This window comes from Pseudomonas sp. B21-051, from assembly GCF_024748795.1.
Lineage (GTDB): Bacteria > Pseudomonadota > Gammaproteobacteria > Pseudomonadales > Pseudomonadaceae > Aquipseudomonas > Aquipseudomonas putida_A.
The window spans coordinates 4,329,560-4,347,239 of record NZ_CP087166.1 but is presented as its reverse complement, the minus strand read 5'-3'; the positions used below and the strand labels follow the sequence as shown (position 1 = coordinate 4,347,239).

19 protein-coding genes are annotated in these 17,680 nt (G+C 61.1%); 13 read left to right on the top strand and 6 right to left on the bottom strand.

Annotated elements, in window-relative coordinates:
• Nucleotides 1–198: 198 nt before the first annotated feature.
• From LOY52_RS19455 to LOY52_RS19445, 3 genes are all read right to left on the bottom strand, one after another.
• A complete protein-coding gene (locus LOY52_RS19455; RefSeq protein WP_258675652.1) occupies nt 199–837 on the bottom strand; it encodes a LysE family translocator in 639 nt (212 codons plus the stop codon).
• Nucleotide 838: 1 nt separating this feature from the next.
• Nucleotides 839–1,609, bottom strand: coding sequence for a 2OG-Fe(II) oxygenase (locus LOY52_RS19450; protein ID WP_258675651.1), 771 nt, complete (start codon nt 1,607–1,609; stop codon nt 839–841).
• A 91-nt stretch (nt 1,610–1,700) separates the two neighbouring features.
• A complete protein-coding gene (locus LOY52_RS19445) occupies nt 1,701–2,327 on the bottom strand; it encodes a hypothetical protein (RefSeq protein WP_007967562.1) in 627 nt (208 codons plus the stop codon).
• Between the two features lie 90 nt (nt 2,328–2,417).
• Between LOY52_RS19445 and LOY52_RS19440 the strand changes: the two genes are divergently transcribed.
• The gene (locus tag LOY52_RS19440; protein ID WP_258675650.1) at nt 2,418–3,416 is read left to right on the top strand and encodes a LysR family transcriptional regulator; all 999 of its coding nucleotides are present in this window, start codon (nt 2,418–2,420) and stop codon (nt 3,414–3,416) included.
• A 112-nt stretch (nt 3,417–3,528) separates the two neighbouring features.
• Here LOY52_RS19440 and LOY52_RS19435 read toward each other — a convergent pair whose 3' ends face one another.
• Both LOY52_RS19435 and LOY52_RS19430 read right to left on the bottom strand, forming a co-directional pair.
• A complete protein-coding gene (locus LOY52_RS19435) occupies nt 3,529–3,936 on the bottom strand; it encodes a PA2817 family protein (RefSeq protein ID WP_008087850.1) in 408 nt (135 codons plus the stop codon).
• Nucleotides 3,937–4,025: 89 nt separating this feature from the next.
• A complete protein-coding gene (locus LOY52_RS19430; protein WP_258675649.1) occupies nt 4,026–6,473 on the bottom strand; it encodes an acyl-CoA dehydrogenase in 2,448 nt (815 codons plus the stop codon).
• A 248-nt stretch (nt 6,474–6,721) separates the two neighbouring features.
• Here LOY52_RS19430 and LOY52_RS19425 point away from each other — a divergent pair, with 248 nt between their 5' ends.
• The 4 genes from LOY52_RS19425 to LOY52_RS19410 all read left to right on the top strand — a co-directional run bounded on the left by LOY52_RS19425 (nt 6,722) and on the right by LOY52_RS19410 (nt 9,890).
• A complete protein-coding gene (locus LOY52_RS19425) occupies nt 6,722–7,381 on the top strand; it encodes a transglutaminase family protein (protein ID WP_258675648.1) in 660 nt (219 codons plus the stop codon).
• 43 nt (nt 7,382–7,424) lie between these two features.
• Nucleotides 7,425–8,048 carry a glutathione S-transferase family protein gene (locus LOY52_RS19420; RefSeq protein ID WP_258675647.1) on the top strand — a complete coding sequence of 208 codons (624 nt, stop codon included), beginning with the start codon at nt 7,425–7,427 and terminating at the stop codon, nt 8,046–8,048.
• 133 nt (nt 8,049–8,181) lie between these two features.
• Nucleotides 8,182–9,114 carry an ABC transporter ATP-binding protein gene (locus LOY52_RS19415; RefSeq protein ID WP_027612335.1) on the top strand — a complete coding sequence of 311 codons (933 nt, stop codon included), beginning with the start codon at nt 8,182–8,184 and terminating at the stop codon, nt 9,112–9,114.
• Nucleotides 9,111–9,890, top strand: a complete 780-nt coding sequence (locus LOY52_RS19410; protein ID WP_098965044.1) for an ABC transporter permease — start codon at nt 9,111–9,113, stop codon at nt 9,888–9,890. Before LOY52_RS19415 ends, LOY52_RS19410 begins: the two co-directional genes overlap by 4 nt.
• Nucleotides 9,891–10,066: 176 nt before the next feature.
• Here LOY52_RS19410 and LOY52_RS19405 read toward each other — a convergent pair whose 3' ends face one another.
• Entirely contained in the window at nt 10,067–10,585 is a 519-nt protein-coding gene (locus LOY52_RS19405; RefSeq protein ID WP_258675646.1) for a DUF2062 domain-containing protein, read from the bottom strand.
• A 136-nt stretch (nt 10,586–10,721) separates the two neighbouring features.
• On the opposite strand from LOY52_RS19405, the gene LOY52_RS19400 reads away from it, so the two are divergent.
• The 8 genes from LOY52_RS19400 to murB all read left to right on the top strand — a co-directional run bounded on the left by LOY52_RS19400 (nt 10,722) and on the right by murB (nt 17,565).
• On the top strand, nt 10,722–12,935 hold the full coding sequence (locus LOY52_RS19400) for a DNA internalization-related competence protein ComEC/Rec2 (protein WP_258675645.1): 2,214 nt from the start codon (nt 10,722–10,724) through the stop codon (nt 12,933–12,935).
• 111 nt (nt 12,936–13,046) lie between these two features.
• On the top strand, nt 13,047–13,682 hold the full coding sequence (locus tag LOY52_RS19395; RefSeq protein WP_003227083.1) for a MotA/TolQ/ExbB proton channel family protein: 636 nt from the start codon (nt 13,047–13,049) through the stop codon (nt 13,680–13,682).
• On the top strand, nt 13,679–14,107 hold the full coding sequence (locus tag LOY52_RS19390; RefSeq protein ID WP_097088472.1) for a biopolymer transporter ExbD: 429 nt from the start codon (nt 13,679–13,681) through the stop codon (nt 14,105–14,107). The genes LOY52_RS19395 and LOY52_RS19390 overlap by 4 nt, the downstream gene beginning before the upstream one ends.
• The gene (gene lpxK / locus LOY52_RS19385; protein WP_258675644.1) at nt 14,107–15,117 is read left to right on the top strand and encodes a tetraacyldisaccharide 4'-kinase; all 1,011 of its coding nucleotides are present in this window, start codon (nt 14,107–14,109) and stop codon (nt 15,115–15,117) included. Before LOY52_RS19390 ends, lpxK begins: the two co-directional genes overlap by 1 nt.
• A 21-nt stretch (nt 15,118–15,138) precedes the next feature.
• Entirely contained in the window at nt 15,139–15,324 is a 186-nt protein-coding gene (locus LOY52_RS19380) for a Trm112 family protein (RefSeq protein WP_003174668.1), read from the top strand.
• Nucleotides 15,321–16,085: a 3-deoxy-manno-octulosonate cytidylyltransferase gene (gene kdsB, locus LOY52_RS19375; RefSeq protein WP_258675643.1), complete on the top strand. Its 765-nt coding sequence runs from the start codon at nt 15,321–15,323 to the stop codon at nt 16,083–16,085. Before LOY52_RS19380 ends, kdsB begins: the two co-directional genes overlap by 4 nt.
• Nucleotides 16,085–16,549 carry a low molecular weight protein-tyrosine-phosphatase gene (locus LOY52_RS19370; RefSeq protein ID WP_007967581.1) on the top strand — a complete coding sequence of 155 codons (465 nt, stop codon included), beginning with the start codon at nt 16,085–16,087 and terminating at the stop codon, nt 16,547–16,549. The genes kdsB and LOY52_RS19370 overlap by 1 nt, the downstream gene beginning before the upstream one ends.
• Complete coding sequence (gene murB / locus LOY52_RS19365) at nt 16,546–17,565, top strand: UDP-N-acetylmuramate dehydrogenase (RefSeq protein ID WP_258675641.1); 1,020 nt, start codon at nt 16,546–16,548, stop codon at nt 17,563–17,565. The genes LOY52_RS19370 and murB overlap by 4 nt, the downstream gene beginning before the upstream one ends.
• Nucleotides 17,566–17,680 lie beyond the last annotated feature (115 nt).

Sequence of the window (17,680 nt, the reverse complement as noted above, 5' to 3'; positions counted from 1 at the left end):
CGGTGGGCATTCCTTTGCAGGCAGTTGAGAGGGAAGTGTTTGAAAGTTGAAACAAATCTTTTCCAAACTAACACCACGAAGGTGTTGAAGGGGAGTCCCTGAAGTGGGATCCGTCGCACAGAAATGCAAAAGCGGCGCACAAACGAAAAAGGCCCGAGCAGTGTGCAACTGATCGGGCCTTGTCTTTGGGCGCAGCGTTTACATCGACAGCACCAGTCTGCCGGCGAACAGAATCAGGATCACCCCCATGCTGCGTTCGAACCAATGGCCCATGCGCATGAACAGGGTTCGCACCCGGCTGCTGGAAAAAAACAGCGCGACGATCACGAACCACAGCGCATTGACGAAGCACATCCACACCCCATACAACGCCTGAATTTCCAGTGGGGTGCTGGCGCTGATGATCGTGGTGAAAATCGCCAGGAAGAACAGCGTGGCTTTGGGGTTGGTGGCATTGGTCAGAAAACCGGTGCTGAACGCCTTGAACAGCGACTGCTCGACCAGCGGTTCGTCAGCGTCTTTTTCGCCCTCGAGCGTGGTCTTCGGTTTACTGCGGATCAGGCTGATGCCGAGGTAGAAGATGTATGCGCCACCGATCACCTTGGCCACCGTCAGCAGCCACGGCGTGGTGTGCATCAGGGCGCCAACGCCGAGCAAGGTGTAGAGAACGTGCACCGAAATGCCCGCACCAATGCCCAGTGCGGTGCAGATTCCCACCAGTCGGCCGAAGCGCACGCTTTGGCGAATGGTTACGGCAAAGTCCGGACCGGGAGCGACCACGGCCAGAAAGTGAATGGTGGCCAGCGCCAGAAACTCGCCCAGGTAGTTCGATAACATCTCAGCTCCAGAAGGTCAGGGGTGAAGCATTGCCGCGATAGCCGACAAAGAATGAAAGGCTCAGACGCGGATCCGCCACGCCCGGAGTCACCGAGTGCATGCAGCGCGAATTGAACATGATGAAATCGCCCGGCTCCGGCCGCACTTCCAGGGTCGGTGGGCCGAGCCGCGCCGGGTCTATGCCGTAACTGTCGCCACGCATCTGGTCGAACTGATCCGGGGTGATGTCGTCGTCCCACATCTGCAGTGCGCCGCCCTCGGTCGGCATGTTCAGGTACACGTTGCAGGCGAACTGCGCCTCCAGACTGCGGGCCTGAAAGCTGTCCGGGGCGTCCTTGGCGAAAATGTCGTGGTGGGCGAGGAAGCACACGCCAGGTTTGACCACCCGCGACAGGCCGACATACATCTTGCGGCCATAGAGGTTTTCCAGGTGGGCACCGGCCGGCCACGACTCGTCGAGCATGCAGCGCAGGGTGTCGACCGGCGAGGAGTAGGGCGCACAGCGCTCGCGCAGTTCGGCGATGTTGCGGGTGGCGCGTTCGAAGTAGTCCTCGATCAGCAGCGGCTGGTTTTCCGCCTCGTAAAACGCCATGCCGATGCGGCCGATGCTCGGCGCGTTGATGTAGCCCTCGAAGCCCGGAGCAAGAATCTTGTCGCCAATCTCGATCGCCAGCGGCTCGGGCAAGAAGCCTTTGACGCGGATGGCGAGTACTTCTTCGTTGGCCAGTTTTTTTATGCACGTCTCATCGAGACGCTCGACGTCTAGCATCATTGTTTTTAGGTCCATCTATCGATAGTCAACGGAACCGGCGAGTGCGGCTCCCCCCGGCGTCGAACGCTGCGCGGAGCAGCGTCCGAGATGCTTAATCCACGCTGTAGTGGACGGATAACGTGCCTTTCTTCTGCGAAAGCGAGGCGATCGTGACTGTGCCCAAATCCTTCAGGCTGCGTACGTGGGTGCCACCGCAGCCATAGGCCGGCAGCTCGCCAAAACCGATTTCCCGTGCGCCTTCGCGCAGCGAGGTCAGGCGCGGCAGGTCGTGTTCGATCCACTGACTGATACCGTGTTGAACGGTTGGCGCGTCGACTTCCTGAGCGGCATCGCCCGGCTTGAATTGCACCCGGCCCTCGTCCGGCCAGTGGTGCGCCTTGATCGGCGTCCAGCCCATGGCCTGCAGGAAATGCCCGATCAGGTGCCCGGCCGAATGCATGCGGGTGTTGTAGCGGCGACGTTGTTCATCCACGTGAATACAGGTCATGCCGGGTTTTACCGGACGATCGACGTAATGCACGATCCGGTCAGGTTCCTGCACCACGCGCAGCACTTGGCTTTCGCCGATCATGCCGGTGTCACAAGGCTGACCACCGCCTTGCGGATGAAACAGCGTGGCGCGCAGCACCACGGCAAATTCGTTCTCGTGGGGCGTGCAGTCGAGGACTTCCACATTAGCCTTGAGGTCATCACTATGGAAAAAGAGGCGAAGCGTCATATTCCATGCCCTTATTAAAGTGTCTTTTTTTATTATATGAATCGTGCAATAACGTGATAATCCGTTCAAACATCAAAGGACTTGTGCGCTGTGAACATCAATCTTCCGCTGCCACTGCTCGGTGAAATGGCGATCTTCGTCAAGGTCGTGGAGACCGGCAGTTTCTCCGAGGCGGCCCGTCAACTGGGCTCGTCGCCTTCCGCGATCAGTCGCAGCATTTCCCGGCTGGAGAAGGCCCTGGCCACGCGTTTGCTGCAGCGCACCACGCGCAAACTGCGCCTGAGTGACGGTGGCGAAGAAGTGTTCAAGCGTTGTCAGGAGATGGTCAGCGCCGCCAAATCGGTGATGGAGATCAGTGGGCAATTCACCCACGAGGCGGAAGGGCTGGTGCGGGTCAGTGTGCCGAAAGCGGTCGGGCGATTCGTGATTCATCCGCACATGCCCGAGTTTCTGCGGCGTTATCCGAAGGTCGATGTCGAGTTGCTGCTGGAAGACCGTCAGGTTGATCTGATCGACGATCATGTCGACCTGGCGATTCGTATTACTGACCGTCCGCCGGCCGGGCTGGTCGGGCGGCAGCTGCTGACCATCGACCATTTGCTCTGCGCCACCCCGCAATACCTGGCCGAACACGGCACGCCGACTCACCCTCACGATCTGCTCAATCACAGTTGCATCTATCTGGGGGAAACCCCGAGCGATGCGCGATGGAAATTCAAGAAGGGCAGCAAAGCGGTGACCGTCGGCGTACGTGGCCGTTATGCCGCCAACCATACCGGCGTGCGGCTCGGGGCAGTGTTGCAGCACATTGGTATTGGCAGCCTGCCGTACTTCACCGCGCGCTATGCGCTTGAGCAGAAGTTGATTGTGCAGGTGCTGCCGGAATGGACATTCCTCGCTTCCTACCATGGCGGTCTGTGGTTGCTGCATTCGCCGACGCGTTATCTGCCGCCGAAGCTGCGGGTGTTCATCGACTATCTGGTGGAGTGCCTGGAGAAGGAGCCGACGTTGAGCAAGCCGGGCAAGGCGGGGGCGCCGAATAATCTGGCGCTGGCGTATGAATTGCCGGAGAGCGAGGGGCTGCTTTAAAGCAAAAGATCGTCCGAACGCGGCCCGAGCCTGCGGCAGCTCCTACATGAATCACATGATTCCCTGTAGGAGCTGCCGCAGGCTGCGATCTTTTGATCTTCAAACCATTAAATCAGTGCTTGCTGTCCTGAGCAGACATCGCCAGCAACTGTTTTTCCTGATTCCAGTCGAACGGTTCGTCGTTCTGTTCGGCCTCGTAGCGACGTTCTTCCAGTGCCTGATACATGTCGATTTCTTCATCGGACAGGTAGTGCAGGCAGTCGCCGGCGAAGAACCACAGCAGATCCCGTGGAATCAGGTGGGCAATTTGCGGATAGCGGGTAATCACTTGGGTCAGGATGTCCTGGCCCAGGTACTGGCTTTCGATCGGATCGATCGGCAGGGACGCCAGCAGTTCGTCAAAGCGCTCCAGGAACAAGGCATGGCTTTCTTCGGGAACCTGTTCGGCCTCACCTACGGCGACCAGGATACTGCGCAGATGGTCGAGCAAAACCAGATGATCGGCAACGACGTTGGACACGAGATAAGTCCTCAAGAGCAAAACGGGCGCGGGAGTATAAAGCTCTCGTGCCCGTTTTTCACAAATAAACAGCTACACGGTCGTCGGCATCAGCGGACTTTGCCCTCAGCCTGCTTCAGCTCTTCCTTGTCGAAATCATCGACGTCGATCACCTTGCGCCGTGCCGCTTCGGCATCGCGCAGGGTCTGTGCTTCCTGCGGTTGCAACACCCCGGCCTCCAGTGCGGCATCGATAGCGTGTTCGCCGGCGACCGGTTTGACCTGACCGCTCTTGAGCGAGGTGTGCAGTTTCTTGTGCAGCGGTTGTGCGGCATTCAGCAGATCGCTGGCATGTTGCAGGGCACCGACGGCATCGTCTGCGGACTGCGGGCGGTAGCAGCCGGCGAGCAGTTCTTCGAGCGTCGGATCGCCTTTGGCACGACCGATCACCGCTGCCACTTCGGCACCGAGCTTGTCCGACGGGCCTTTGTGGCGACGGCCGAACGGGAACACGATCACTCGCAGCAGGCAGCCAAACACTTTGTTCGGGAAGTTGCTCAGCAGCTCATCCAGTGCCCGTTCCGACTGGCCGAGGCTTTCCTCCATGGCCCAGCGGAACAGCGGCTCCATATGCGCCGGCGAATCCAGATCGTGATAACGCTTGAGCGCAGCGGAGGCCAGATACAGGTTGCTCAACACATCACCCAGACGTGCGGACAGGCGTTCGCGACGCTTCAGTTCGCCACCCAGCAGCATCATGCTGAAGTCGGCCAGCATGGCGAAAGCCGCTGCCTGCCGATTGAGTGCACGGAAGTAGCCCTGACTGATCTTGTCCCCGGGCGCATGTTCGAAGTGGCCGAAGCCCAGGTTCAGCACCAGGGTGCTGGCGGCGTTGCCGACGGCAAAACCGATGTGCTTGAGCAGCAGGCCATCGAATTCTTTCAGTGCCTGTTCCTTGTCTTCGCGGCCGGCGAGGGCCATTTCCTTGAGCACGAACGGATGGCAGCGAATGGCGCCCTGACCGAAGATCATCAGGTTGCGCGAAAGGATGTTCGCGCCTTCCACGGTGATGAAGATCGGCGCGCCGTTCCAGCTGCGCCCGAGGTAGTTGTTCGGCCCCATGATGATCGCCTTGCCGCCGTGCACATCCATCGCGTGGGTGATGCACTCGCGGCCGCGTTCGGTCAGGTGATACTTGAGGATCGCCGACAGCACCGACGGTTTCTCGCCCAGATCCACCGCGTTCGCGGTGAGCATGCGCGCCGCGTCCATCATCCAGGCGTTGCCGCCGATGCGCGCCATGGCTTCCTGAATGCCTTCGAAGGCCGACAGCGGGACGTTGAACTGTTCACGAATCTGCGCGTATTGACCGGTCACCAGACTGGTGAACTTGGCCGCGCCGGTGCCGACTGCCGGCAACGAAATCGAACGCCCGACCGACAGGCAGTTCATCAGCATCATCCAGCCCTTGCCGAGCATTTCCTGGCCGCCGATGAGGTAGTCCAGCGGGATGAACACGTCTTTGCCCGAGTTCGGGCCGTTCATGAACGCGGCACCCAGTGGCAGGTGACGACGGCCGATTTCCACGCCCGGTGTATCGGTGGGGATCAGCGCCAGACTGATGCCGAGATCTTCCTTGTCGCCCAGCAGATGTTCCGGGTCATAGGCCTTGAAGGCCAGACCGAGCAGGGTCGCGACCGGGCCGAGGGTGATGTAGCGTTTCTCCCAGTTCAGGCGCAGGCCGATGACTTCCTGACCTTCCCATTCACCTTTGCAGATGATCCCGGTGTCCGGCATGGCGCCGGCATCGGAACCGGCCAGCGGACCGGTGAGGGCGAAGCATGGAATGTCGTCGCCACGGGCCAGCCGCGGCAGGTAGTGGTTGCGTTGCTCATCGGTGCCGTAGTGCAGCAGCAGTTCGGCCGGGCCGAGGGAGTTGGGCACCATCACGGTGGAGGCGAGGTCGCCGCTGCGGGTCGCGAGTTTCATTGCCACTTGCGAGTGGGCGTAGGCGGAAAAGCCCTTGCCGCCGAATTCCTTGGGAATGATCAGGGCGAAGAAGCCGTGTTCCTTGATGTGGCTCCAGGCTTCAGCCGGCAGGTCCATCGACTGGCCGATCTGCCAGTCAGTGACCATCGCGCAGAGTTCTTCGGTGGGGCCGTCGATAAAGGCCTGTTCCTCTTCGGTCAGTTGCGCTTTCGGGTAGGACAGCAGTTTGTCCCAGTCCGGACGGCCGCTGAACAGCTCACCGTCCCACCATACGGTGCCGGCATCGATCGCGTCGCGTTCGGTCTGCGACATCGGCGGCAGGGTTTTCTGGAACCAGTTGAACAGCGGCGCGGTGAAGTGTTTGCGGCGCAGGTCAGGCAGCAGCAACGGCGCGGCAACCGCCGCGAGCACCACCCACAGCACCAGCAGCAACCAGCCCGGGGCATGGCTGAAAATGCCCATCGCCAGCAGGTAAATGGCGACGATACCCAACGCGGGCAGGGGGGCGTTGCGGCGGTGGGCGAGATACGCCACACCGACGATCAGAACCAGTATCCACAACAACAGCATATGTAATCCTCCGTGAACCAAGGCAAACCGACCCTCCAGAGCTTAGACGGCATCTGTAAAACGGAGTGGTCAGAACATGGTGATTGAACTCGTGGGAAACCCCGGATGGTTTTCGTAGGTTCGGTGGGCAACACCCGTGGGAAATCGTTCGCGGTTCCCGCGTCTTCGCGTGCATGTTTGGCCGAAACGTCGTTATCTCTGTGCTTGAGCTGTCGCTAGACTCGGGACTCACCCAGGAGAACATCGTCATGCGCGAGTATCTGAGCCCCGGCCGCTTCATCGATAGTGACCACCCGGCGGTGGTGGAGTTCGCCGAACAACAGCGTGGTGCCAGCCGCGACCCGCTCGCGCAGGCGATCAGTCTCTATTACGCCGTGCGCGAAACGGTGCGCTACAACCCGTATACCTTCAGCCTCGACCCACAGACCCTGTGCGGCAGTCATGCGCTGGCGGCCGGGGAAAGTTATTGCGTGCCCAAGGCCACATTGCTCGCCGGGTGTGCTCGGCATTGCGGCATTCCGGCGCGCATCGGTCTGGCCGACGTCAAGAATCACCTGTCGACCCCGCGTCTGCTGGAATTGCTGCGCAGCGATGTGTTCGCCATGCACGGTTACACCGAACTGTTCCTCAACGAGCGCTGGGTCAAAGCCACGCCGGCCTTCAATCAGCAACTGTGCGAACTGTTCAACGTCGCACCGTTGGACTTTGACGGGATCAATGACAGCGTTTTCCACCCGTACAACCGTGACGGCGCACTGCTGATGGAGTATCTGGTCGATCACGGCCAGTTCACCGATGTGCCCGAGCAGTTCTTTTTCGAACACCTGGAAAAGTGCTACCCGCATCTGTTCGGCGAACATCAGGCGAAGGTCTTGGGCGATATGCAGAGTGATTTGAGTCGGGTCTGATCCGGCGTATGCTGCCTGCCCACGCACTGGAAAAGAGGCGGTCATGCTGAAGATCTGGGGACGGAAAAACTCATCGAATGTCAGGAAGCCACTATGGGCCGCCGAGGAGCTGGGCCTGGCCTACGAGGCGATTGACGCCGGTGGCGCCTTCGGTGTGGTCGACACGCCTGAATACCGGGCGATGAACCCGAACGGCCGGGTACCGGTGATCGAGGATGACGGCTTCGTGCTGTGGGAATCGAATGCCATCGTGCGATACCTGCTGGCCAAGCATGCACCGAACAGCGCCTGGTACCCGGCAGACCTGCAAGCCCGGGCCATCGCGGACAAGTGGATGGATTGGACCACCTCGAGTTTTGCCGGGCCGTTCCGCACCGTGTTCTGGGGCGTATTGCGCACACCGGCAGACAAGCAGGACTGGCCGGCGATCAACGCCGCGATCAAGGAGTGCACGGCGCTGCTGGCCATGGCCGATCAGGCCCTCGCCAGCCAGCCATACCTGTCCGGCAGCGAAATCGGCATGGGCGATATTCCGCTGGGCAGTTTCATTTATGCCTGGTTCGAGATGCCCATCGAACGTGCCGCGCAGCCGCATCTGGAAGCGTGGTATGCACGGTTGAAGCAGCGTCCGGCTTATCAGAAAGCGGTCATGACCGCGTTGACTTGATAATAACTATCGACACTCTTGACTGTACTTGTGTAGCGGCGGCAAGCACCATTGCGCTCATGCGCTGTGGTTGTTTTGTTCGCCGCCCGGCCCAATCTTTCCTTTTCTTCCCTTCTTGGTGCGTAAATCCGATATGAGTTCCGCTCTGTCCATCCGGCAGCTAACCAAAACCTACGGCAACGGGTTCCAGGCCTTGAGTGGTATCGATCTGGACGTCGCCGAAGGTGACTTTTTCGCCTTGCTCGGCCCCAACGGCGCCGGCAAATCCACGACCATCGGCATTCTCTCGACCCTGGTCAACAAGACCAGTGGCACGGTGAATATCTTCGGTCATGACCTGGACAAGAACCCCGCCGCGCTCAAGCGCTCGATCGGCGTGGTGCCCCAGGAATTCAACTTCAACCAGTTCGAAAAGACTTTCGACATCGTCGTGACCCAGGCCGGTTACTACGGCATTCCGGCGAAGATCGCCAAGGAACGCGCCGAGCAGTACCTGACCCAGCTCGGCCTGTGGGACAAGCGCGATGTGCCGTCGCGTTCGCTGTCCGGCGGCATGAAACGGCGTCTGATGATTGCCCGTGCCCTGGTGCACGAGCCGCGCCTGCTGATCCTCGATGAGCCGACCGCTGGCGTCGACATCGAACTGCGTCGCTCGATGTGGACGTTCCTCACCGAGCTGAACCAGAAGGGCATCACCATCATCCTCACCACGCACTATCTGGAAGAGGCTGAGCAGTTGTGCCGCAACATCGGCATCATCGACCACGGCACTATCGTCGAGAACACCAGCATGAAACAGCTGCTGGGCCAGTTGCACGTGGAGACCTTCCTGCTCGACCTGAAAAACGACTTGCACGCCGCGCCGCAATTGATCGGCTATCCCGCCCGGTTGCTCGACGGCCATACCCTGGAGGTTCAGGTCGATAAATCCATGGGCATCACCGCGCTGTTCACCCAATTGGCGCAGCAGAACATCGAAGTGCTGAGCCTGCGTAACAAAACCAATCGCCTCGAGGAGCTGTTCGTGTCCCTGGTGGAGAAAAATCTGTCGAAGGTGGCGGTATGAGTTCCGAGTTCCGACCCAACCTCGTCGCCCTCCAGACCATCGTTTATCGCGAGGTCAAACGCTTCACGCGGATCTGGCCGCAGACCCTGCTGCCGCCCGCGATCACCATGGTTCTGTACTTCGTGATCTTCGGTAATCTGATCGGCAAGCAGATTGGCGGCATGGGTGGCTTCAGTTACATGGAGTACATCGTGCCGGGGCTGATCATGATGTCGGTGATCACCAACTCCTACGGTAACGTGGTTTCGAGTTTCTTCGGCAGCAAGTTTCAGCGTTCCATCGAGGAACTGATGGTCTCGCCAGTGTCGCCGCACACGATTCTGATCGGCTTCACCATTGGCGGCGTGCTGCGTGGCTTGATGGTCGGGGTGATCGTGACCATTCTGTCGCTGTTCTTCACCCATCTGCAGGTGCATCACCTCGGCGTGACCTTGCTGGTGGTGATCCTGACCGCGACGATCTTCTCGCTGCTGGGCTTCATCAACGCGGTGTTTGCGCGCAACTTCGATGACATCTCGATCATCCCGACGTTTGTGCTGACCCCGTTGACCTACCTCGGTGGGGTGTTCTACTCGATCACCTTGCTGCCGCCGTTCTGGCAGACCGTGTCGCTGGCCAACCCGGTGCTGCACATGGTCAACGCTTTCCGCTACGGCATTCTTGGGGTGTCGGATATCCGCATCGGCATCGCGATCACCTTCATGCTGGTGGCGACAGTGGTGTTGTACCTCGGCTGCGCGCGGCTGCTGGTGAGTGGGCGCGGGATGCGCACCTGATCGACCGCAATATCCCTGTAGGAGCTGCCGCAGGCTGCGATCTTTTGATCTTGATACCTGAAGTCAAAAGATCGCAGCCTGCGGCAGCTCCTACAGGTGGAACCGATCTGCAAGCGATCGCGTCAGACCGGACAGCAAAAAACCAAACGGCCTCCCTTGCGGAGGCCGTTTTGCATTCAAGACTTGCGGCTTTTCTTGCGCCGCGCCCATTGCCGCGCCACCCACCAACGCCAATACAGCATCACCGTGAAGTAGGCGAGGATGCCGAGTAGCAGTCCGCATACCACCGATCCCAGCAAAAACGGCTGCCACATGGTCGACAACTCTCCGCTGATCCATTCCCAGGTCAACGAATCGGGCAGGGTGCGGGCGGGCACATTCATTAACCAGGCGCCGGTCTGGTACGTGCAGAAAAATACCGCCGGCATAGTGATCGGGTTGGTCAGCCAGACGAGGCTGACGGCAATCGGCATGTTGCCTCGTACGGTGATCGCCAGTGCCGCCGCCACCAGCATCTGCGCCGGAATCGGCAGGAACGCGGCGAACAGGCCGACGGCCATCGCCCGGGCCACCGAGTGACGATTGAGGTGCCAGAGGTTCGGGTCATGCAGCAACTTGCCGAGAAAGCGTAAGGATTTGTGTTCCCTGATGCTCGTCGGATCGGGCATGTAACGTTTGAATAAGCGCCGGGGCATAAGGCTTCTCGGTCGGTTAAGGCGGCAAGTATGTCTGGATTCTACGAAGCGCCCATTCAGACTTTGTGACAATTGTTGACGACGACCCGCCTTCGTACCCGCTACGCCTAATGCAGGAACTCTCAAGGACGGGCTTATGCGCACAGGGATGATGGCGCTGGCAGTCGGTCTGCTGGTTGCGGTTTTTTTGCCGGTTTTACCGCCGGTCGGGTTGATGATGTTGTTGCCGTTGGTGGGACTGATGTTGCTGCCGTTTCGCAGCTATCCCCTGGCGTTGCTGCTGTTCGGTTTCACCTGGGCGTGCGTCAGTGCGCAATGGGCGTTGAATGATCGCCTGCCTGAGGCGCTCGACGGCGAAACCCGTTGGGTCGAAGGGCGGGTGATCGGCTTACCGCAAACCAGCGAGGGCGTGGTGCGTTTCGAGCTGGCCGATGCCCGCTCGCGTCACGAGAAGCTGCCTTCGTTGATGCGTCTGGCGTGGTACGCCGGGCCGCCGCTCAACAGTGGCGAGCGCTGGCGCCTGGCGGTAAAGCTCAAGCGCCCGGGTGGTTTGCTCAATCCCGATGCCTTTGATTACGAAGCCTGGCTGTTGGCGCAACGCATTGGCGCGACCGGCACGATCAAGGATGGTCAGCGCTTGGCCGAGGCAAATTGGGCATGGCGCGACAGCATTCGGCAGCGCTTGCTTGAAGTGGACGCGCAGGGCCGGGGTGGTGCATTGGCGGCTCTGGTGCTCGGTGACGGCTCCGGGCTCAGTCGCGAGGACTGGCAGATCTTGCAGAACACCGGCACCGTGCATCTGCTGGTGATTTCCGGCCAACACATCGGGATGTTGGCGGCGGTCATCTATTTGTTGGTCGCCGGGCTGGCGCGTTTAGGACTGTGGCCGCTGCGTTGGCCCTGGCTGCCTTGGGCCTGTGGGCTGGCGTTTGCTGCGGCGCTCGGTTACGGCTTGCTCGCCGGGTTTGACGTGCCGGTGCAACGGGCCTGTGTGATGGTCGGGCTGGTGTTGCTGTGGCGCCTGCGCTTTCGCCATCTCGGCGCGTGGTGGCCGCTGTTGCTGGCATTCGATGCGCTGCTGTTGCTTGACCCGTTAGCCAGTCTGCGTCCGGGGTTGTGGCTGTCGTTCGCCGCGGTGGGGATTTTGATTTTCACCTTCCGCGGGCGACTCGGTGCGTGGAAATGGTGGCAGACCTGGACTCGCGCGCAATGGCTGATTGCGCTGGGGCTGTGCCCGGTGTTGCTGGCGCTGAACCTGCCGATCGCCCCCAGTGGGCCATTGGCGAATCTGCTCGCGGTGCCGTGGGTCAGTCTGCTGGTGCTGCCGCCGGCGCTGCTCGGCACGCTGTTGTTGCCGGTGCCTTACGTCGGTGCAGGCTTGTTGTGGCTGGCCGGTGGTTTGATCGACTGGCTGTTTCGCGGCTTGTCGGTAATAGCCGGGGCCTGGCCGGCGTGGATCTCGCCGTCGCTGCCGTGGTGGGGCTTGTTGATTGGCTGTCTCGGCGCCGTGTTGTTGCTGTTGCCGCGCGGAGTGCCATTGCGACCGTTGGGCTGGCCGTTGCTGTTGATTCTGCTGGCGCCGCCTCGCGAGCGAGTGGCCGAGGGCCTGGCCGATGTCTGGCAGCTCGATGTCGGTCAGGGCCTGGCGATCCTGATCCGCACGCGTCATCATGCGTTGCTCTACGACGCCGGTCCACGCTTCGGCGATTTCGATCTGGGGGAGCGGGTGGTGCTGCCGGCGCTGCACAAACTGGGGGTTAACCGCATCGATCTGATGCTGCTCAGTCATGCCGACGCCGACCATGCCGGTGGTGCATTGGCGGTATCGCGGGGCCTGAAAGTGACGCGGGTGATCAGCGGCGATCCGCCGGGGCTGCCCGCCATCCTGCAGGCCGAGGCCTGTGAAAGCGGGCGCCAATGGCAATGGGACGGGGTCCGGTTTCAGCTGTGGCAATGGTCGGCGGCCCATGACAGCAATCAGCGCTCTTGCGTGTTGCAGATCGAGGCCAATGGCGAGCGTCTGCTGCTGACCGGTGATATCGACACGGCTGCCGAACGGGGTCTGCTGGAGAGTCCGTTGGCGGTGCCGACGCACTGGCTGCAAGCACCGCACCACGGCAGCCGCAGTTCCTCATCGATGGCTTTGCTGCGGGCATTACGCCCCCATTCGGTGCTGATCTCCCGGGGGCAGGGCAATTCGTTCGGTCATCCACACCCGCTGGTGCTCGCGCGTTATCGCCAGCAAGGGCTGCGCATCTACGACAGCGCGCAGCACGGCGCCATCCATCTGCGTCTGGGCAGCTTTCAGTCGCCGTGGCTGATGCGTCAACCACGGCGTTTCTGGCGCTGAAACACCATTGATCGCAGGATCGCCGAATGCGGCATCAGGTCGTCGGGGCAGCGGGTCTTAATCGCGAACCGGTATGGTAAAGTGGCGCACTTTTTCGAGGGGACTGTCACTGTGTGGGAATTGGTCAAATCCGGCGGCTGGATGATGTTGCCGATCATTCTGAGTTCCATCGCGGCCATGGCGATTGTCGCCGAGCGCCTGTGGACCCTGCGCGCCAGCCGCGTCACCCCCGAGCATCTGCTGGGTCAGGTCTGGGTCTGGATCAAGGACAAGCAGCTCAATAAAGAAAAACTCAAGGAATTGCGCGCCAATTCGCCGCTGGGTGAAATCCTCGCCGCGGGCCTGGCCAACTCCAAGCATGGTCGCGAGATCATGAAGGAATGCATCGAAGAAGCCGCCGCGCGGGTGATTCACGAGCTCGAACGCTACGTCAACGCGCTGGGCACGATTGCCGCCATGTCGCCGTTGCTGGGCCTGTTGGGCACGGTACTGGGCATGATCGACATTTTCAGCGCCTTCACCGGTTCCGGCATGACCACCAACGCCTCGGTCCTGGCCGGCGGTATTTCCAAGGCACTGATTACCACTGCGGCGGGCCTGATGGTCGGTATTCCGTCGGTGTTCTTCCATCGTTTCCTGCAACGCCGCATCGATGAGCTGGTGGTGGGCATGGAGCAGGAAGCGATCAAACTGGTCGAAGTGGTGCAGGGCGACCGTGACGTCGATCTGGCCGGGGACAAAGCGTGAAATTCCGTCGCAAGCCCCGGGAAACGATCGACATCAACCTCGCGTCGCTGATCGACGTGGTGTTCATCCTGTTGCTGTTTTTCGTCGTGACCACCACCTTCACCCGCGAAACCCAGTTGCGCGTCGATCTGCCGGAATCGGTCAGCGGATCGCCCGCCGAAGACCAGCAGCTCAAGCAGCTGGACGTCGCAATCAGCGCCGAAGGCGTGTTCTCGGTGAACAACAAGATTCTGCCGAAAAACGACCTGGCGACGCTGATGGAAGCCATGCAGAAAGAAGCCAACGGTGACACCAGCATGCCGTTGTCGATCAGCGCTGACGGCAAGACCCAACACCAGTCGGTGATCACCGCCATGGACGCGGCCGGCAAGCTCGGTTTCAGCCATCTGCGCATGACCACGGTCGAGGCGGCGCCCAAATCCTGATGAGCCTGTCCGATCGTTTGCTCGCCGCGTGGTATCAGGGGCATCCTGCCCTGACGCTGCTGCGGCCGCTGGAAATGCTCTACCGCCGCGTGGTGGTCAACAAGCGTCAGCGCTTTCTCGACGGTGAAGGCCAGATCTATCAGCCACCGGTACCGTTGATCGTGGTCGGCAACATCACCGTCGGCGGCACCGGCAAGACACCTATGATCCTGTGGCTGATCGAACATTGCCGCCGTGCCGGCCTGCGCGTCGGCGTGGTCAGCCGTGGCTATGGCGCCAAACCGCCGCAACTGCCGTGGCGGGTCACCGCCGAGCAGAGCGCCGACGTCGCCGGCGATGAACCGCTGCTGATCGTGCAACGCACCGGCGTGCCACTGATGATCGACCCAGATCGCAGCGCAGCGGTCAAAGCGTTGCTCGCCAGTGAACCGCTGGATCTGATCCTCTCCGACGATGGCATGCAGCATTACCGCTTGGCGCGGGATCTGGAGCTGGTGCTGATTGACGCCGCCCGTGGCCTGGGCAACCAGCGCTGCCTGCCGGCCGGTCCGTTGCGCGAGCCGATCGAGCGCCTGCAAAGCGTCGATGGCGTGTTGTTCAACGGTGCCACTGCGGATCGTGAAGACGGTTTCGCCTTTCACCTGCAACCGACCGCACTGGTCAATCTGCGCAGCGGCGAGCGCAAGCCGCTGGCACATTTTGCGCCCGGTCAATCGGTGCACGCGGTGGCCGGGATCGGCAATCCGCAACGTTTCTTCAATACCCTCGAAGCGCTAGACTGGCGCGCAGTGCCCCATGCGTTTGCCGACCACGCCGAATACAGCGTGCAGGCCTTGAATTTCACACCGTCATTGCCGTTGGTGATGACCGAAAAGGACGCGGTGAAGTGCCGTGCCTTCGCAGCAGACGACTGGTGGTATCTGGCGGTCGATGCCGTGCCGTCACCGGCCTTCGTGGCCTGGTTCGACACCCAGCTGATGCGCCTGTTGCCCGATCGTCTTTTGCCTTAACTCTTTATCCAGGGAATGTTCATGGACACCAAATTGCTCGACATCCTCGCGTGCCCGATCTGCAAAGGCCCGCTCAAGCTCAGCGCCGACAAGACCGAACTGATCAGCAAGGGCGCCGGTCTGGCCTATCCGATCCGCGACGGCATCCCGGTGATGCTCGAAAGCGAAGCGCGCACCCTGACCACTGACGAGCGTCTGGATAAATGACCACTGCTTTCACCGTTGTCATCCCGTCGCGTTACGCCTCGACCCGCCTGCCAGGCAAACCGCTGCTGGATATCGCCGGCAAGCCGATGATCCAGCATGTCTGGGAGCAGGCGAGCAAAAGCAGCGCCAGCCGTGTGGTGGTCGCGACCGACGATGCGCGCATCGTCGAGGCGTGCAAAGTGTTCGGCGCGGAAGTAGTGCTGACCCGTGAAGATCACAATTCCGGGACTGACCGCCTGGCGGAAGTCGCGGCGAAGCTGGGTCTTGCGCCGGACGCGATCGTGGTCAATGTGCAGGGTGATGAGCCGCTGATCCCGCCAAGTGTGATCGATCAGGTCGCGGCCAATCTCGCGGCCCACACCGAAGCGCGCATGGCCACCCTGGCCGAGCCGATCGAAGACGTCGAAACCCTGTTCAACCCGAACGTGGTCAAGGTCGTCAGCGACCTCAACGGTCTGGCGCTGACCTTCAGCCGCGCAACCCTGCCATGGGCGCGTGACGCCTTCGCCAAGAGCCGCGAGCAGTTGCCGGAAGGCGTGCCGTACCGTCGCCACATCGGCATTTACGCCTACCGCGCCGGCTTCCTCCAGGACTTCGTGAACTGGGGCCCGTGCTGGCTGGAAAACACTGAATCCCTCGAACAGCTGCGTGCTCTGTGGCATGGCGTGCGAATTCATGTTGCCGATGCGTTGATCGCGCCGCCGACCGGGGTCGACACCGTTGAAGACCTCGAGCGCGTTCGTCGCCTGCTGGGGGCCTGATGCGCGTTCTGTTCGTGTGCCTGGGCAACATCTGCCGTTCGCCCACTGCCGAAGGCGTGTTGCGTCACAAATTGCGCGCAGCGGGGCTGGCGGATCAGGTCGAAGTGGCCTCCGCCGGCACCGGTGACTGGCACGTCGGCAATCCGCCGGACAAACGCAGCCAGGCTGCAGCCAAGGTGCGCGGTTATGACCTGTCGGCGCAACGTGCGCAGCAGGTCAGCCGCGCCGATTTCGCCAGTTACGACCTGATTCTGGCCATGGACAACAGCAACCTGCGCAACCTCAAGGCTCTGCAGCCGTCCACTGGCAAGGCTGAGCTGGATCTGTTCCTGCGCCGTTATGCCGGGGTGGTCGATGAAGTGCCGGATCCGTACTACGACGGCGATCAGGGTTTCGAGCAGGTGCTGGATCTGATCGAGGCGGCGTGCGACCAATTGTTGATCGAAGTGAAGGGCCGGTTATGAGTTTGCAGCTTCAATCACAGGTTTCGCTGAAACCGTTCAACAGTTTTGGCGTGGATGTGCGTGCGCAGATGTTTGCCGAGGCCCACAGCGACGCCGACGTGCGCGAAGCCCTGGCCTATGCAACTGCCCATAACCTGCCGTTGCTAGTGATTGGCGGCGGAAGCAACCTGCTGCTGACTGCTGATATCCCGGCGCTGGTGCTGCGCATGGCCAGCCGAGGCATTCGGCTGATCAGCGACGACGGTAACTGCGTGGTGATCGAGGCCGAGGCCGGCGAGCCGTGGCATCCGTTCGTGCAGCACACGCTGGCGCAGGGTTTCTCCGGTCTGGAGAACCTCAGCCTGATCCCCGGCACTGTTGGCGCTGCGCCGATGCAGAACATCGGCGCCTACGGCGTCGAAATCAAGGATGTGTTCGCCGGGTTGACCGCGCTGGATCGCCAGACCGGCGAACTGCGCGACTTCAGCCTGGAAGAATGCAACTTCGCCTACCGCGACAGCCTGTTCAAGCAGCAGCCGGGGCGTTGGCTGATCCTGCGCGTGCGCTTCAAGCTTGATCGAGTTGCCCACCTGCATCTGGAATACGGCCCGGTGCGTCAGCGCCTGACCGAGCAAGGCATCGAGCAACCGACGCCAAGCGATGTCAGCCGCGCAATCTGCAGTATCCGCAGCGAAAAACTGCCGGATCCGGCGGTACTCGGCAATGCAGGCAGCTTTTTCAAGAATCCGCTGGTATCAGCGGCGCTGGTCGAGCAGATCAAGGCGCAGCACCCGGATCTGGTGGCTTATGCGCAAGCGGACGGGCAGATGAAACTGGCCGCAGGCTGGCTGATCGAGCGCGCTGGCTGGAAAGGTTTCCGTGAGGCCGATGCCGGCGTGCATAAATTGCAGGCGCTGGTGCTGGTCAACTACGGCACCGCGACCGGTCTGCAGTTGCTCGATCTGGCGCAACGCATCCAGAAAGATATTGCCGAACGTTTCAATGTCGAGCTGGAAATGGAGCCGAACCGCTATTGAGGCTACGCTTTCACGCAGCACCCAGAGCCCTGCACGAATAGAAAATGCAGGGCTTTTTTGTTGATCGCGGGGTTGACGCAAACCGTCGACCATAACCGAAACCCTCTGCGGGTGA

Coding starts and splice junctions, on each gene's coding strand:
- LOY52_RS19370 (WP_007967581.1), top strand. CDS start 16,085: ATGCGCGTTCTGTTCGTGTGCCTGGGCAACATCTGCCGTTCGCCCACT.
- LOY52_RS19445 (WP_007967562.1), bottom strand. CDS start 2,327: ATGACGCTTCGCCTCTTTTTCCATAGTGATGACCTCAAGGCTAATGTG.
- LOY52_RS19430 (WP_258675649.1), bottom strand. CDS start 6,473: ATGCTGTTGTTGTGGATACTGGTTCTGATCGTCGGTGTGGCGTATCTC.
- LOY52_RS19455 (WP_258675652.1), bottom strand. CDS start 837: ATGTTATCGAACTACCTGGGCGAGTTTCTGGCGCTGGCCACCATTCAC.
- LOY52_RS19415 (WP_027612335.1), top strand. CDS start 8,182: ATGAGTTCCGCTCTGTCCATCCGGCAGCTAACCAAAACCTACGGCAAC.
- LOY52_RS19420 (WP_258675647.1), top strand. CDS start 7,425: ATGCTGAAGATCTGGGGACGGAAAAACTCATCGAATGTCAGGAAGCCA.
- kdsB (WP_258675643.1), top strand. CDS start 15,321: ATGACCACTGCTTTCACCGTTGTCATCCCGTCGCGTTACGCCTCGACC.
- LOY52_RS19400 (WP_258675645.1), top strand. CDS start 10,722: ATGCGCACAGGGATGATGGCGCTGGCAGTCGGTCTGCTGGTTGCGGTT.
- LOY52_RS19405 (WP_258675646.1), bottom strand. CDS start 10,585: ATGCCCCGGCGCTTATTCAAACGTTACATGCCCGATCCGACGAGCATC.
- LOY52_RS19425 (WP_258675648.1), top strand. CDS start 6,722: ATGCGCGAGTATCTGAGCCCCGGCCGCTTCATCGATAGTGACCACCCG.
- lpxK (WP_258675644.1), top strand. CDS start 14,107: ATGAGCCTGTCCGATCGTTTGCTCGCCGCGTGGTATCAGGGGCATCCT.
- murB (WP_258675641.1), top strand. CDS start 16,546: ATGAGTTTGCAGCTTCAATCACAGGTTTCGCTGAAACCGTTCAACAGT.
- LOY52_RS19450 (WP_258675651.1), bottom strand. CDS start 1,609: ATGATGCTAGACGTCGAGCGTCTCGATGAGACGTGCATAAAAAAACTG.
- LOY52_RS19380 (WP_003174668.1), top strand. CDS start 15,139: ATGGACACCAAATTGCTCGACATCCTCGCGTGCCCGATCTGCAAAGGC.
- LOY52_RS19410 (WP_098965044.1), top strand. CDS start 9,111: ATGAGTTCCGAGTTCCGACCCAACCTCGTCGCCCTCCAGACCATCGTT.